Source organism: Bradyrhizobium tunisiense, assembly GCF_042263385.1.
GTDB lineage: Bacteria > Pseudomonadota > Alphaproteobacteria > Rhizobiales > Xanthobacteraceae > Bradyrhizobium > Bradyrhizobium tunisiense.
In genome coordinates this window covers 731,588-745,866 of record NZ_JBHLEV010000003.1, presented here as the reverse complement: position 1 = coordinate 745,866, position 14,279 = coordinate 731,588, and the positions used below count along the sequence as shown (strand labels likewise).

General features: G+C 64.9%; 19 protein-coding genes. 11 read left to right on the top strand and 8 right to left on the bottom strand.

The window, feature by feature from the left end:
• Nucleotides 1–62 precede the first annotated feature (62 nt).
• A complete protein-coding gene (locus ACFDR6_RS16850; RefSeq protein ID WP_212080344.1) occupies nt 63–449 on the bottom strand; it encodes a hypothetical protein in 387 nt (128 codons plus the stop codon).
• A gap of 371 nt (nt 450–820) precedes the next feature.
• On the opposite strand from ACFDR6_RS16850, the gene ACFDR6_RS16845 reads away from it, so the two are divergent.
• The 5 genes from ACFDR6_RS16845 (at nt 821) to ACFDR6_RS16825 (ending at nt 4,441) form a co-directional block, all read left to right on the top strand.
• On the top strand, nt 821–1,270 hold the full coding sequence (locus ACFDR6_RS16845; protein WP_212080343.1) for a nuclear transport factor 2 family protein: 450 nt from the start codon (nt 821–823) through the stop codon (nt 1,268–1,270).
• A gap of 223 nt (nt 1,271–1,493) precedes the next feature.
• Complete coding sequence (locus tag ACFDR6_RS16840; RefSeq protein WP_375858902.1) at nt 1,494–1,934, top strand: nuclear transport factor 2 family protein; 441 nt, start codon at nt 1,494–1,496, stop codon at nt 1,932–1,934.
• Between the two features lie 338 nt (nt 1,935–2,272).
• Nucleotides 2,273–3,199: a hypothetical protein gene (locus ACFDR6_RS16835; RefSeq protein WP_375858901.1), complete on the top strand. Its 927-nt coding sequence runs from the start codon at nt 2,273–2,275 to the stop codon at nt 3,197–3,199.
• Nucleotides 3,200–3,518: 319 nt separating this feature from the next.
• Nucleotides 3,519–3,944, top strand: coding sequence for a hypothetical protein (locus ACFDR6_RS16830; RefSeq protein ID WP_212080337.1), 426 nt, complete (start codon nt 3,519–3,521; stop codon nt 3,942–3,944).
• Between the two features lie 359 nt (nt 3,945–4,303).
• Complete coding sequence (locus ACFDR6_RS16825) at nt 4,304–4,441, top strand: hypothetical protein (protein WP_212080336.1); 138 nt, start codon at nt 4,304–4,306, stop codon at nt 4,439–4,441.
• A 39-nt stretch (nt 4,442–4,480) separates the two neighbouring features.
• Here ACFDR6_RS16825 and ACFDR6_RS16820 read toward each other — a convergent pair whose 3' ends face one another.
• The 3 genes from ACFDR6_RS16820 to ACFDR6_RS16810 form a co-directional block, all read right to left on the bottom strand.
• On the bottom strand, nt 4,481–4,627 hold the full coding sequence (locus tag ACFDR6_RS16820; RefSeq protein ID WP_212080335.1) for a hypothetical protein: 147 nt from the start codon (nt 4,625–4,627) through the stop codon (nt 4,481–4,483).
• A 196-nt stretch (nt 4,628–4,823) separates the two neighbouring features.
• Nucleotides 4,824–5,306 carry a MaoC family dehydratase gene (locus tag ACFDR6_RS16815; protein WP_212080331.1) on the bottom strand — a complete coding sequence of 161 codons (483 nt, stop codon included), beginning with the start codon at nt 5,304–5,306 and terminating at the stop codon, nt 4,824–4,826.
• Complete coding sequence (locus ACFDR6_RS16810) at nt 5,306–5,758, bottom strand: MaoC family dehydratase (protein WP_317242371.1); 453 nt, start codon at nt 5,756–5,758, stop codon at nt 5,306–5,308. The genes ACFDR6_RS16815 and ACFDR6_RS16810 overlap by 1 nt, the downstream gene beginning before the upstream one ends.
• A gap of 178 nt (nt 5,759–5,936) precedes the next feature.
• Between ACFDR6_RS16810 and ACFDR6_RS16805 the strand changes: the two genes are divergently transcribed.
• A complete protein-coding gene (locus tag ACFDR6_RS16805) occupies nt 5,937–6,233 on the top strand; it encodes a DUF4282 domain-containing protein (RefSeq protein ID WP_212080329.1) in 297 nt (98 codons plus the stop codon).
• Nucleotides 6,234–6,344: 111 nt separating this feature from the next.
• Here the strand turns inward: ACFDR6_RS16805 and ychF are convergent, their stop codons facing one another.
• The 4 genes from ychF to ACFDR6_RS16785 form a co-directional block, all read right to left on the bottom strand.
• The gene (ychF, locus tag ACFDR6_RS16800; protein WP_317242370.1) at nt 6,345–7,442 is read right to left on the bottom strand and encodes a redox-regulated ATPase YchF; all 1,098 of its coding nucleotides are present in this window, start codon (nt 7,440–7,442) and stop codon (nt 6,345–6,347) included.
• 5 nt (nt 7,443–7,447) lie between these two features.
• A complete protein-coding gene (gene pth / locus ACFDR6_RS16795; protein ID WP_375858900.1) occupies nt 7,448–8,053 on the bottom strand; it encodes an aminoacyl-tRNA hydrolase in 606 nt (201 codons plus the stop codon).
• A gap of 60 nt (nt 8,054–8,113) precedes the next feature.
• The gene (locus ACFDR6_RS16790; protein WP_212080317.1) at nt 8,114–8,824 is read right to left on the bottom strand and encodes a 50S ribosomal protein L25/general stress protein Ctc; all 711 of its coding nucleotides are present in this window, start codon (nt 8,822–8,824) and stop codon (nt 8,114–8,116) included.
• A gap of 290 nt (nt 8,825–9,114) precedes the next feature.
• Nucleotides 9,115–9,366: an accessory factor UbiK family protein gene (locus ACFDR6_RS16785; protein ID WP_007596812.1), complete on the bottom strand. Its 252-nt coding sequence runs from the start codon at nt 9,364–9,366 to the stop codon at nt 9,115–9,117.
• A 208-nt stretch (nt 9,367–9,574) separates the two neighbouring features.
• Here ACFDR6_RS16785 and lgt point away from each other — a divergent pair, with 208 nt between their 5' ends.
• The 5 genes from lgt to ACFDR6_RS16760 all read left to right on the top strand — a co-directional run bounded on the left by lgt (nt 9,575) and on the right by ACFDR6_RS16760 (nt 14,271).
• Nucleotides 9,575–10,420 (top strand): prolipoprotein diacylglyceryl transferase, encoded by an 846-nt coding sequence (lgt, locus tag ACFDR6_RS16780; protein ID WP_212080315.1) that lies wholly within the window; start codon nt 9,575–9,577, stop codon nt 10,418–10,420.
• A 21-nt stretch (nt 10,421–10,441) separates the two neighbouring features.
• Entirely contained in the window at nt 10,442–11,560 is a 1,119-nt protein-coding gene (locus ACFDR6_RS16775) for a class I SAM-dependent methyltransferase (protein WP_212080313.1), read from the top strand.
• Complete coding sequence (pgeF, locus tag ACFDR6_RS16770) at nt 11,557–12,324, top strand: peptidoglycan editing factor PgeF (RefSeq protein ID WP_212080304.1); 768 nt, start codon at nt 11,557–11,559, stop codon at nt 12,322–12,324. The genes ACFDR6_RS16775 and pgeF overlap by 4 nt, the downstream gene beginning before the upstream one ends.
• A 186-nt stretch (nt 12,325–12,510) precedes the next feature.
• Nucleotides 12,511–13,125: a hypothetical protein gene (locus tag ACFDR6_RS16765; RefSeq protein WP_375858899.1), complete on the top strand. Its 615-nt coding sequence runs from the start codon at nt 12,511–12,513 to the stop codon at nt 13,123–13,125.
• A 192-nt stretch (nt 13,126–13,317) separates the two neighbouring features.
• Nucleotides 13,318–14,271, top strand: a complete 954-nt coding sequence (locus tag ACFDR6_RS16760) for a ribose-phosphate pyrophosphokinase (protein WP_212080301.1) — start codon at nt 13,318–13,320, stop codon at nt 14,269–14,271.
• Nucleotides 14,272–14,279: the final 8 nt, after the last annotated feature.

Here is a 14,279-nt window from a genome sequence, read left to right as displayed (position 1 = left end):
ATTGCGCATCATAGCTCGCCGCTTCGCGACGCCCCGAAATGACGAGGAGGGATTTGTGCCCTTCACCCCACGCTCGCCGTCACCACCGCCATCACCGACAGCAGCAGCACGATGGTGACAAGCTGGAGCGAGGCGACCGGCTGGGTGCGCCATGCGGTGATCTTGTCGGACAGCGACAGATGGGCCTCGAAGAACTTCGGCTCATAGACGGTCTTGAAGAAGACGGGGAAGCTCGGCCCGAGGGCTACCGCGATCAGGGCGTGGGTCAACGAGGCGATGGCGACGAAGATGGCGACGCCGGGGTCGCCGGAGAGGTCGTGGTCGCCGCAGAGCTTGAGCAGGAAGGCGGCGGCGGCGAAGGTCGGGAAGCTCTGCAGGGTCGCGGTCAGCGCGAGGCCTTCGAGCGCGTTGTGCAGGCGGGATTTTCTGGCGGTGGCGATGGCGGCCATGGCACGTCTCCCTGATGACATGGCAATGACGTTAGGCGGGACGTCGAAGCGGTGATGTGAGATGGGTCACGCGGCCCCTTCACCTCGCCCCGCGCTTGTCAGCCCAAGCTTGGCGGGTGCGGGTGGTCGCCGGTCCATGCGTGACCTCCGGCATTGCGCTTTCGTCCATGCGCGCCTGCGCGCCACGCGGCTGACTGCGGCGGGGAACCGGGCGACGAAGCTCCGGCTCAACCGGCAATTGCACACCATGAACCTGGCATTGTACTCGCGCGTCATACCGGTTGGAACATCCCGGTGATCGTGCGGATTGCCGGTGCGTGAGCCCACGCGTTAGCCTTGCGTAACGCACAAGACCAACAAGGACGGGCGGAATGACGGTGGAGAAGCTGAATCGCCAGCGCGTCGTGCAACTGCTCGATGCTTTCGCGCGCGGCGATCTCGAAGCCGCGCTGGCGTGCTGCACCGACGACGTCGACTTCCTGACCCACGCGCCCATCGACGTGCTGCCGCACATGGTGCCGCGCCACGGCAAGGCGGAGTTGCGCGAACTTTGGCAGACGATCTGGTCGCGCTATTCGGAGGTCCGCTACAAGGCACCCGTCATCGTCGCGGAGGGCGACGAGGTCGCGACCTACATGCAGACCTATTTCAGGAAACGCAGCAACGGCCGGGTCGTGCAGTTCGACATGGCGGTGTTCTACAGCTTCCGCGGCGGGCTGGTGGCGCAGATCCGCGAGATCATCGATTCCTACGATCTGGTGCAGCAGGTGCTGGAACGCGAGATCGGGCCGTTGATCTTGGGGCCGGGGGTGGACGGGTAGCCCGCCGTCTCGATGGGAACCCGCGCCGGCCAAAACCGGGAAACTACGGGGTTCTGTTGCAATTCTCACAAATTGCGCGCAATTGTGCATTGCGAAAACGTGAATTGCGTTTTGGCCGAAACCCCCTATTTTGTTCGTATACAAACGAGTTGAGCCTCGGCACCTGACTGTGCATGGGGTTGTTTTCCGTTTCTTTCGCAAGCCAGCTTCAGGACTGCCCAAAATGACAGAGCACAGCCTCTGGCGTTTCTCGCGCGCGTTGCACCGCGCGATCAACGACAGGCATTTCGCTGATATCGAGGCCCTGATCGACGAGGACGTCGAATGGGCGCTCTACGGCCCGATCGACATGTTTCCGTTCCTCGGCGCGCGCCAGGGCAAGGACGCCGTGCTCGAGGTCATCCGACAGCTCGCCGACAATTTCCAGGTCCGCCGCTTCGACCGCGAGAGCATCATGCTCGGCATCGATTCCGCGGGCTCGATGGTGCGCTATTCGCTGACGGCGCTGGATTCGAACAAGCCGATCAGCTTGCGGGTCGCGCAGTTCGCCCAGTTCAGGGCGGGCAAGCTCGTCAGCATGCGCGTCCTGATCGACACGTTCGACCTGGTCGAGCAGGCACTCGGCCGCGCCATTCATCTGCCGAAGATGACCAGCGTCGGCTAACGCATGATCCGGACCCGAAGGGTCCGAAAAGATCATGCGAACAACAACCTGAAGCGCGATCATCGCGCTTCAGGGGGGACGCCAACGGGCCCCGTCGTTCGGGACCGATGACGATGCCGGCCGCGACGTCCTGGCCTCCAGCCCCGCCGGATGCCGTCGCGTCACAAGATCGTCATCGGGCGCGCGCCTTGCGCGCGGCCCGTTGGTTCGCCGCCTCGAAAACCCGCCACAATTTCGCAACGATGCATCAGCATTTTCAGCGCGGAATGGCGCATGGTCTTTGCTGACGGCCGATATATATTATCGGAAAGCATGCGCTGGGGCTTGCGGGCAGGACGATGGAATTCTCGACAGGGTTTGGCTGGACAAGGCTGCCGATGCTGGCGGCCGCATTCGTTTTGGGCTCGGCGCTGACGGTCTCGGCGCAGATCATTCTGCCCTTCTCCTCCCCAGCAGCCGCGCCTGACGACGAAGCCGAGACGGAGGCCGTGGCGGAGGCTCCCGACGTCAACGACCCCGACGTGCTCAAAGGCATCGACGTCGACAAGCTCGACTGGAGCCAGCTCGCGGTCGACGCCGGCACCGGCATTGACCCGATGGCCGCCAGGAAGCGCGCCCAGTCCGCCGCCAAGGACGGACTGGACTGGTCGTCGAACGCCAATGCAAACGGCTCCTCGGCGGTGACGGTCAAGCAGTCGGTATTCTCGTTCTGGGATACGAGGATCGGCGCCAACATGACGGTGACCAGCGAGCCGCGAACGATGTCCGAGCTGCTGGCGCAGAAGGCCACCAATGGCGGCAACCTGCCGCAATCCTCCGGCAGCGCCTGGGCGACGGCGACCGCGCCCGGCGCGGGCTCGATCTGGGACAAGACCGCGGTGGAAGCCCGCGTCGATCCCGGCGCGGAGCAGAGCAAGATCGGGGCGTCGCTGATCAAATCGGTGCCGCTGTCGGGCGACACCTCGCTGACGCTCCAGAACGGCTACAGCGTCAATCAGCAGGGCACCACCGCCGTGCCCGGCATCGGCGGCCACATCACTACGCGCAATTACGAGACCGACCAGTCCGCCAAGGTCACCCTCGTCGACACCGGCACCAGCATCACCGCCGGCCAGACGCTGTCGACCACCGACGACAAATGGCTGCGCAAGGTCGGCGCCGAGCAAAAGCTGTTCGACAACGTCACCGTCTCCGGCTCGGTCGGCGAAACCTCGCAAGGCGCCATCAACAAGAGCCTGACGGCCGGCTTCAAGAAGAGCTGGTAGGGCGAACCCCGCTCTATCTCCTCATCCGGAGGACGCTCAAGGAGCGTGTCCCGAAGGACAGGTCCCTGCTGCGGGAGCCGGGCCTTTCATGGTTCGAGACGCGCGAAGGGCGCGCTCCTCACCATGAGGGGATAGAGGCTAGTCTCCGCCGCATTCACACTCTCCTAACCATGCGCCACGGCAAAACCCCCGAATGGTCCGCCCTTGCCGCATCTCGGCCCATTTGCGGTCAAAATCGGACGCCCTGATAGGGAAGCCTCACAGACGTCGTCGTGCGGGGGACACTCGCGCTGCGCTCAACGCGAACAGGGGAACAACGATGAACGCCATGCGTCCCGAAAAGATCGAAGCCACCGAGACCGAGACGGTCGACACCAACCTCGCCGCCGTGACGGAAGTCGAAGCCGGCATCCGCGATTTCGTCCGCAACGACATCGCCTATCTGCGTCGTCCGGCTGCTACCACCACCGCCGACGCGCCCCCGCTCGACCCGAGCGCGGAAGCCACGGTCACCAACGTCAACTCGCTGATCCAGCGCGTCGCCGGCACCTCGCTCGCCGAGATCGAGAACCTGATCTCCGAGCTTGAGAGCCTGCGCGACCTGCTCCACGCAGAAGGCCAGCGCGTCCAGCGCGAGATCTCCGGCTATGCCCAGCTCAGCCAGGCCGCGATGAAGTCGACCCGCATGATCGCCGACAACGTCGCGCAGTGGAAGCGCGCCGCCGACGGCCTGCGCAACAGCTGATTGCTCGACGAAAGCATCACCGAACCGCCGCGTTCCCGAAAGGGGGCGCGGCGGCTTTGATTCTGGGAGGTGCGACAGGCCCACACTGTTCCGCCAACAGAGGTGTCATTGCCCGCGAAAGCAGGTGATCCGGTATTCCAGACGGCGGTGATCGGGCCGAGAGGCCTCGGCGTACTGGATGTTCCGGATCAAGCCGGGGCATGACAGTGGTGTGGTCGCGAAAGGTAGGACAGCGCGGCAGTGGACAGACGTTCACACACTCACCGCAGCCAGCACGGCGATTTGAACCCTCCACCCTTCCGCAGCGACGAATGCCAAGCGCCCGTGGCCTGTTCGGCCGGGCCTGGGGACATTTTCACATGGAAAGCATTCGGCCCGACACCACGGACCCGATACCGCTGCGGCCCGCGCCGAATCAAATCGGCACGATCATGCTGCGCTTTGTCGGGCTGCTGGCGGTTGCGATCGCCATCCTGGCGTTCGTCTATAGCCGCTGAGGTGCGGCCGGAGGGCCGGCCGCGAAAATTAACGAACTCTTACCGGCTCGCGTCGACGGTCGAGGCTTCCAGGGTGTAGGCGCCATCGGCATAGCCCTTCACCACCATGCCGGCGACCAGCATCACTGCCAGCGTCGCGGTCGCGAAGATGAATCCAACAAACTTGAGTGCGCCGCGATCTGCCATGGTCCTCGTCCCCTGTCTCTGCCCATTCGTTTCAAATAGACAGCGACAGGTTCATAATTAGTTAGCAACTCGATGGTTCCGCCGAACTGCTTCGCGCTAACCATGTTGCGCAGGCTTATGGCAGCCGTCCCAAAACGCGTCCATAGCGCGCGGGCAACACTCGCGCACATTTGGGACCGTTCATCCTGGAACAGATCTAACCGGCCTCCACGCGCGTCGGCACGAAGGCGCTGGCAGTGATGGAGTAGACGTCCTCGCCGCGCTGATTGGTGCCGGTCGTGCGGGCGGTCAGGATGCCCCAGCCGGGACGCGAGGCGGAGGTGCGCTTGTCGATGACGACATTGACGTAAGAGACAACATCGCCGGCGAGCACCGGCCTGATCCAGCGCAGGTCGCGAAAGCCCGGCGACGGGCCCCACACCGCAACCACCTCGCCGCGCGCCGCGGCCTCGCGCGCCAGACGCTGGCCGTCGGCGACTAGCAGGCTCATGCAGGCCGAGCCGACATGCCAGCCCGAGGCGGCGAGCCCGCCGAACAGCGAGTTCTTGCCCTCCTCCTCGTCGAGATGAAAACGCTGCGGATCGAACCTGGCGGCGAAGTTCTTGATCGACTGCGCCGTGAACGTGTAGGCGCCGATCTCGCGGCGCTGACCGATCTCGATGTCCTCGAAGAACCGCATCAGGCCGTCCCCTCGCGCCGCTTGATCAGGATCGGTGAGGTCATCTCGGCGAGCGCCTGCCCCGCCGCGTTGCGCGCGGTGCATTTGAACGTGACGATGCCGAGCTCGGGCCGGCTCTTCGAGGTACGCGCTTCCAGCACATCGACATCGAGTGTCAAGTCGTCACCCGGCCTGAGCGGCGACAGCCAGCGGACCTCATCCACACCGGGAGACCCTAGCGAAGCGGCTCGGGTGATGAAGCCGTCGGCCATCATCCGCATCATCAGCGAGCAGAGGTGCCAGCCCGAACCGGACAGGCCGCGCAGCATGCTTTTGGCTGCGGCCTCCTCGTCCAGATGCATGGGCTGCGGATCGAACTCGGCGGCGAAGGCCAAAATCTCGTCGCGGGTGACATGGCGCGGGCCGAATGTGCCGAACCGGCCGGGCGGGAAATCTTCGAAGGTCAGGGTCATCTCGGGTAAGCTTTGCGGGAATGACAGATTGTGGCCGCACTTTGCGGCAATCTCAACCCGCCGGCCCGCATGGCTCGTGCTACATACGGGGTGGCGGCGGCCTTGAGTCGGACCAATCGAGGGCCAGAACCCGAGTACCAAGGCCGCTTTGCGGGCCCGATTTGCCCTGGGGAGAGCAATGTTTTCATTCAGCGACCTTTTCCAATGGGACCGCTTCATCACGCCGACGATCATCAAGACCTTCTATTGGCTGGTGATCGCGCTGATCTGCCTGTTCGGCCTCTCCGGCATCTTCTCAGGGCTCGCTGCAATGGCGATCAGCCCGTTCGGCGGCTTCCTGATGCTGCTGTCGTCGATCGCCAGCGTCGTCGTCGGCATCGTGTTCTCGCGCATCGTCGCGGAGCTGATCCTGATCGTGTTCCGCATCAACGAGCATCTCGGCGCGATCCGGGACCAGGGCGGAGGGATGCGCTAGCCCGTCATTCCGGGGCGCCTCGAAGAGGCGAACCCGGAATCCATTCATCCATTGGCTCTGACGCCCGATGGATTCCGGGTTCGCTCTTCGCGCGCCCCGGAATGACAAGCCTTACGTATTGAACCGGAAATGCATCACGTCGCCGTCGGCGACGACGTATTCCTTGCCTTCGAGCCTGAGCTTGCCGGCATCGCGTGCGCCGGCTTCGCCGCCCAGCGCAACGTAGTCCTCATACGCGATGGTCTCGGCGCGGATGAAGCCCTTTTCGAAATCGGTGTGGATCACGCCCGCCGCGCCCGGCGCCTTGGTGCCGCGATAGATGGTCCAGGCGCGCGCCTCCTTCGGGCCGACGGTGAAGTAGGTGATGAGGTCGAGCAGCGTGTAGCCCGCGCGGATCAGGCGGTCGAGGCCGGCCTCCTCCAGGCCCAGCGTCTCCAGGAAGTCGGCGCGCTCTTCGCGTGAGATGGTCGCGATCTCGGATTCGATCTTGGCGGAGATGACGACGGCGACGGCGCCTTCCTTGGCGGCCTGCTCTTCAACGGCCTTGGAGAACGCATTGCCCGTTGCGGCCGAGCCTTCCTCGACGTTGCAGACGTAGAGCACCGGCTTGGACGACAGCAAGCCCAGCATCCCGAAGGCGCGCTCCTCCTCGGCTTTGCGCTCGACGAGGCGCGCGGGCTTGCCCTCGCGCAGCAGCACCAGGGTGCGGTTGACGAGGTCGAGCTGCTCCTTGGCGTCCTTGTCGTTGCCCTTGGCCTTCTTGGTGAGGTTGTCAACCCGCTTCTCGAGGCTGTCGAGGTCGGCGAGCATCAGCTCGGTCTCGATGGTCTCGATGTCGGCGAGCGGGGCGATCTTGCCCTCGACATGCGTGATGTCGGAATCCTCGAAGCAACGCACCACATGCGCGATGGCGTCGACCTCGCGGATGTTGGCCAGAAATTGATTGCCGAGGCCTTCACCCTTGGAAGCGCCGCGAACGAGGCCCGCGATGTCGACGAAGGTCAGCCGGGTCGGGATGATCTGTCCCGACTTGGCGATCGCCGCGAGCTTGTCGAGCCTGGGATCGGGCACGGCGACCTCGCCGACATTCGGCTCGATGGTGCAGAACGGATAATTCGCGGCCTGCGCCGCGGCCGTCTCGGTCAGCGCATTGAACAAGGTCGACTTGCCGACATTGGGCAACCCGACGATCCCGCATTTAAATCCCACGAGCGCTATTCCTTACCGTTCTCGTCCTTGGTCAAAAATCCCTTCGCCTGCATGGCAAGATGGACCCTGTTGGCGAAGGTCGCGTCCGTGCCCTTGGCAACCAGGCCTGCGTGGTCGGCCACCGCCTCGCACAGTGTCGCCACCCAGTCGTTGTCGGCCTTGGCGAAGTCCGACAGCACGTGGCCGTGCACCAGTTCCTTGACGCCGGGATGACCGATGCCGAGACGAACCCGGCGATAGTCATTGCCTATATGCGCCGAGATCGAACGCAGGCCGTTGTGTCCGGCAATGCCGCCGCCGATCTTCACCCGCACCTTGCCCGGCGGCAGTTCGAGCTCGTCGTGGAACACGGTGACATCGCCAGGAGCGATCTTGAAGAAGCCCGCCGCCTCCTGAACGCTGCGGCCGGAATCGTTCATGTAGGTCGTCGGCTTGAGCAGGATCACGCGCTCAGGTCCAAGCGTGCCTTCCGAGGTCTCGCCCTGAAAACGACGGCGCCATGGTGCGAAACCATGACGCCGCGCGATTTCGTCGACGGCCATGAAGCCGATATTGTGCCGGTTGCGTGCGTATTTCGCGCCGGGATTGCCGAGCCCAACAAAGAGTCGCATGACGCAGCGCGCCCCTCGCTCGGCGCGCGATCAAGGACCGCGCGCCAGCTCTTTGAGAGATTACTTCTTCTTGTCGCCGCCGGCGGGAGCCTTGGCAGCAGCGGCCGGAGCCGCAGCGGCCGGAGCCGCAGCGCCAGCCGCCGGAGCTGCCGCGGCAGCGCCAGGAGCTGCAGCCGCAGCCGCGGCCTTCTGCTCCTCGGCGTAGCCTGACGGCGGCACGATGGTGACGAGGGTCGCGTCCTCGCGGGTCAGCGCCTTCACGCCGGCCGGCAGCTTGACGTCGGACAGATGCAGCGAGTGACCGATTTCGAGCGAGCCGACATCGGCCTCGATGAATTGCGGGATGCTCTCGACGCCGCATTCGAGCTCGATCGCGTGGGCGACGATGTTGACGGTGCCGCCGCGCTTCACGCCCGGGGACGTTTCCGACTTCACCACGTGCAAGGGCACGCTGATGCGGATGGTGGCGCCTTCGCCGAGCCGCATGAAGTCGACATGGATCGGGAAGTCCTTGACCGGATCGAGGTGATAGTCGCGCGGAATCACGCGGTGCTTCTTGCCCTCGAGATCGATGTCGACCAGCGTGGTCAGGAACCGGCCGGCGAGGATGCGCTGGCGCAGTTCGCGATCTTCGATCGAGATCGTGACGGGGGGCTGGTTGTTGCCATAGATCACTCCGGGCACGCGCCCGGCGCGACGCTCAGCCCGGGCGGCCCCCTTGCCGCTCTTCGGACGTGCGGTCGCCTTCAATTCCTTGACGGTCGTCGCCATGTCGTTAAGTCCTTGTTTTTGCAAATTTTAATGGGCCGCAACGCGGCCCATGGCATACGCCGCAGCAAGCCTCCAGGGGTGCGGGGGCCGCGGACGTGGCGGGCTTTTACCCGGAAGATGCGGAAATGACAAGGAAATGCAGGGATTTTTTGCGGTGGTGAGGGTCGTTCCGTATCCGTCGTCCCGGGGCGATGCGGAGCATCGAACCCGGAACCCCCGAGATTTCCAGGTGCGCAATCGCGCACCATGGTTCGCGACTTCGTCGCGCCCCGGAATGACGCCGAGAGGTCTTACCCGCCGAGCTTGGCTTCCAGCGCCGCGATGCGCGCCTTCAGCGCCTCGTTCTCCTCACGCGCCAGGCGCGCCATGTCCTTGACCGCCTCGAACTCCTCGCGCTTGACCAGGTCCATGTCGCGCAGGAATTTTTCGGCCTGGGTGCGCATCACCGTGTCGAACTCGCGCTTGACGCCCTGGGCGGCACCGGCGGCGTCGTTCATCAGGCGGCCGATCTCGTCGAAAAACCGGTTGTTGGTCTGGGTCATGTCGGTCTCCTGGCGGGCTTCCGATAAACTTTGCGAACTCGCGAGGAGACAATGGCAATCCGATCAAACCGGTTCAAGTGCCGACCGGCGGTATCCTTGTCATGCCCCGGTTTCCTTGCAATCGTGTTCAACGTCCCTGCATAACAAGAATCAGACGGCGTCCGCTGGTGCTCCTTCGCCGCAATCTCGCTCAGACATAGAAGGCGCGATGCCCTTTCTGCTCATCGACTTCCCGGCCTTCAAGCCGATCGCGCTCGAGATCGGCCCGTTCGCGATCCGCTGGTATGCGCTGGCCTATATCTGCGGCATCGTATTCGGCTGGCTCTATGCGCGCTCGCTGCTGAAGAACCCGCGTCTGTGGGGCGGGCCCGCGCCGATCTCGCTGGTGCAGATCGACGACTTCATCCTGTGGGTCACGCTCGGCATCATCCTCGGCGGCCGCACCGGCTACGTGCTGTTCTACAATCTGCCCTTCTTCATCGATCATCCCGCCGCGATCTTCAGATTGTGGGAGGGCGGCATGTCCTTCCACGGCGGCTTCCTCGGCTGCGTCGTCGCGGTGATGGCATTTGCCTATCGCAACGGCATCTCGATCCTGTCGCTTGGTGACATCACCACCGCGGTCGCCCCGGTCGGGCTGCTGCTCGGGCGCATCGCCAATTTCATCAACGGCGAATTGTGGGGTCGCGCCACCGATGCCAGCCTGCCCTGGGCGATGATCTTCCCCAACGATCCCACGCAGCTGCCGCGTCATCCGAGCCAGCTCTACCAGGCCGGTATGGAGGGCATCCTGCTGTTCACGGTGCTCGCAATCATGATCCGCTTCGGTGCCCTGAGGCGGCCCGGGATGATCCTCGGCGCCTTCATCCTGATCTATGGTCTGGCCCGGATCGCCGGCGAATTTTTCCGCGAGCCGGACGCGCAGCTCGGCTTCCTCTGGGGCGGATTAACCATGGGCATGCTGTTGTCGATCCCGATGCTTATCGTCGGCCTCATACTTATTGTATGGGCTGTCAGGCGCGGTGCTCCGAAGCCCATCGAGGCCGTTCGTTAATTCATTTCGAGAAAGTACGCCGTGACCGACCAGCCGCTACTCGACGAGATCAAGGCGCTGATCAAATCCTCCGGCCCCATGCCGGTCTGGCGGTACATGGAACTGTGCCTGATGCACCCGCGCCATGGCTATTACGTCTCGCGCGATCCGCTCGGGCGTGAGGGCGACTTCACCACTGCGCCCGAGGTCAGCCAGATGTTCGGCGAGCTTTTGGGACTATGGTCCGCCTCGGTGTGGAAGCAGATGGGCTCGCCGCAATTCTTGCGGCTGATCGAGCTCGGGCCCGGCCGCGGCACCATGATGGCGGACGCGCTGCGCGCGCTCCGGGTGCTCCCGCCACTGTACCAGGCACTTCATATCCACATGGTCGAGGTCAATCCCGTCTTGCGCGAACGGCAAGGCGCGACGCTGTCCGCCGTGCGCAACATCGACTGGCATGACAGCATCGACGACGTGCCCGATGGTCCCAGCATCATCCTCGCCAACGAATATTTCGACGTGCTGCCGATCCACCAGATGGTGAGGCTCGAGAACGGCTGGCACGAGCGCGTGATCGAGATCGATCCCAACGGCAAGCTTCAATTCGGCGCCGCGCCCGAGCCGACGCCACGCTTCGACGTGCTGCTGCCGCCCTTGGTGCGCGCAGCACCCGTCGGCGCCGTGTTCGAATGGCGGCCCGACAGCGAGATGATGAAGCTCGCCACGCGCGTGCGCGACCAGGACGGCGCGGCGCTGATCATCGACTACGGCCATCTGCGCAGCGATGCCGGCGATACGTTTCAGGCGATTGCACGCCACACCTTCGCCGATCCCCTGAAGGCGCCGGGCCAGGCCGACGTCACCGCCCATGTCGACTTCCAGGCGCTGGTGCGTGCGGCCGAGGATGTCGGCGCACGCGTGCATGGGCCGGTGACGCAAGGCGACTTCCTCAAGCGGATCGGCATCGATACAAGGGCCGCCGCCCTGATGCAGAAGGCAACGCCGGAAGTGGCCACCGACATTTCGATCGCCCTCAAGCGGCTGACGGACACCGGCCGCAGCGGCATGGGCTCGATGTTCAAGGTGCTCGGCATCTCCGAGCCACGGCTGACGGGCCTTGCCGGCCTCAGCGACCTCGAACAGGCCGGAGAAGCCTCATGACGCTCGTTTCGCCGCTGCTGTCGGCGGTGCCCGGCCTGCGCCATGCCTTCTTCACCCGCGAAGGCGGCGTCTCCGGCGGCATCTATGCCGCGCTGAACGGCGGGCTCGGCTCCAGCGACGATCAGGCCCTGGTCGCGGAGAACCGCCGCCGCATGGCCGAGCATGTCGGCGTCGCGCCGGAACGCTTCCTCAGCCTGCACCAGATCCACTCGCCCGACGTGCTCGTCGCCGAGGCCCCCTGGCCGAGTGGACCGCGACCGAAGGGCGATGCGCTGGTGACGAAAACGCCCGGCATCGCGCTCGGCGTCTCCACCGCCGATTGCGGACCCGTGCTGTTCGTCGACCCCAACGCGCGCGTGATCGGCGGCGCGCATGCGGGGTGGAAGGGCGCGCTGACTGGCGTGCTGGAGGCAACGATCTCGGCAATGGAGAGGCTCGGCGCCACACGCGGCGGCATCATCGCGGCGATCGGCCCCTTGATCCGCCAGGAGAGCTACGAGGTCGGCAACGAGTTCGTCGCGCGCTTCATCGAAGCGGATGCGGACAACGCCATGTTCTTCATTCCGTCGGTGCGCGAGGGACACGCGATGTTCGATCTCGCCGGCTTCATCCGCAAGCGCCTGGACGCCGCCGGCATCCTGATGATCGACGATCTTGGTGTGGACACCTACGCCGACGAGCGCTTCTTCAGCTATCGCCGTTCGGTCCATCGCAAGGAGCCGGATTATGGCCGCCACGTTCACGCGATCGCGCTGGAGGGGTGAACACACGGGCAACACGCCGTCATTCCGGGGCTCGCGAAGCGAGAACCCGGAATCCATCGTGCAGCAATTCTCGCCGCGAAATGGATTCCGGGCTCGCGCCGAGTGGCGCGCCCCGGAATGACAGCGTGTTTGTGGCTCGCCCGCCCTAGACCTTAATCGATTTTAACGATATCGCTGCCCTCCATAATGAGGGACGCGTCATTCATCTTCGGCCGCACGGGTTCGCGCCTGCTGGCGGTCACGCTGCTGGCGGCGGCGACCGCGCTCGGCGGCTGCGCCGGCGGCGGTGGTGCTGCCAATTCCTATGCGATGGCGCCGAGCACCGGCAGCGGCGCAACCGTTGCCTTCGAATCGATCGACGGCCCGCCGCCGCATGTTTTCGACCGCATGGTCGGCGTGCTCGACAGCGAATCCAAGCTGCGCAGCCTGTCCGTCGTCTCCCGCGAGGGCGCGGCTGCCTACCGCGTGCGCAGCTACCTCTCCGCCCAGGTGGTACGCGGCAAGACCGTGATCGCCTGGGTCTGGGATGTCTACGACGCCAACCAGCAGCGGGCGCTGCGCCTCTCCGGCGAGGAACCGACCTCCACGAAGGCTGGACGGGATGCATGGACGGCAGCCGACGATCTCGTGCTGCGGAAGATCGCCCAGGCCGGATTCAGCGGCCTTTCCAACATGATCAACGGGACGCCGGATGCGCCTGGCGCAGCTCCAGGGCTGCGGGGACCGGCAGTGGCGAGCGTCATTCCGATTGCGCCCGCGCCGGACATGCCGACCTCGGCCCTCGGCTATGCCGAGCGATAACCCCCGCTAAACCACGGCCTCAAGTCGCGGCCAAGCCGTTGGCCCGACTCAGGATTTTCGAAGGGAAAACGTAGCATCCCGGGTTGCCATTGCAGCCCCCGGCCTGATATTTCCTCGCCCGTTGTAACCGTGCTTCCAGTGGGATCTGAGATGTTGAACGTCGTATCCAGCAAAGCGCGGGAGGAAGCGTCCATGTCGGCCAAAAACGGCTCCATCAAGCTCGTCGCCGGCAACTCCAACCCGGCCCTCGCCCAGGCGATCGCGCAAGGCCTCGACCTGCCGCTGACCAAGGCGGTGGTGCGGCGCTTCGCCGACATGGAGATCTTTGTCGAGATCCAGGAGAACGTCCGCGGCTCGGATGCCTTCGTCATCCAGTCGACCTCGTATCCCGCGAACGATCACCTGATGGAGCTGCTGATCATCACCGACGCGCTGCGCCGCTCCTCGGCACGCCGCATCACCGCGGTGCTGCCCTATTTCGGCTATGCGCGGCAGGACCGCAAATCGGGCTCGCGCACGCCGATCTCGGCCAAGCTCGTCGCCAATCTGATCACGCAGGCCGGCGTCGACCGCGTAATGACGCTCGACCTGCATGCCGGCCAGATCCAGGGCTTCTTCGACATCCCGACCGACAATCTCTACGCCGCGCCGCTGATGGTGCGCGACATCAAGGACAAGTTCGACCTCTCCAAGACGATGGTGATCTCGCCCGACGTCGGCGGCGTGGCCCGCGCGCGCGGCCTTGCCAAGCGCATCAACACCCCGCTCGCGATCGTCGACAAGCGCCGCGAACGGGCGGGCGAGTCCGAGGTCATGAACGTGATCGGCGACGTCGCCGGCTATACCTGCATCCTGATCGACGACATCGTTGACTCCGGCGGCACGCTGGTGAACGCGGCCGACGCGCTGCTCGCCAAGGGCGCCAAGGAGGTCTACGCCTACATCACACACGGCGTGCTCTCCGGCGGCGCGGCCGCCCGCATCACCAACTCCAAGCTGAAGGAGCTCGTGATCACCGACTCGATCCTGCCAACCGAGGCGGTGACCAAGGCGCCGAACATTCGCACCCTGCCGATCGCCAGCCTGATCTCGGACGCGATCGCGCGCACGGCCGCCGAAGAGTCGGTGTCCAGCCTTTTCGACTGATTGTTCTG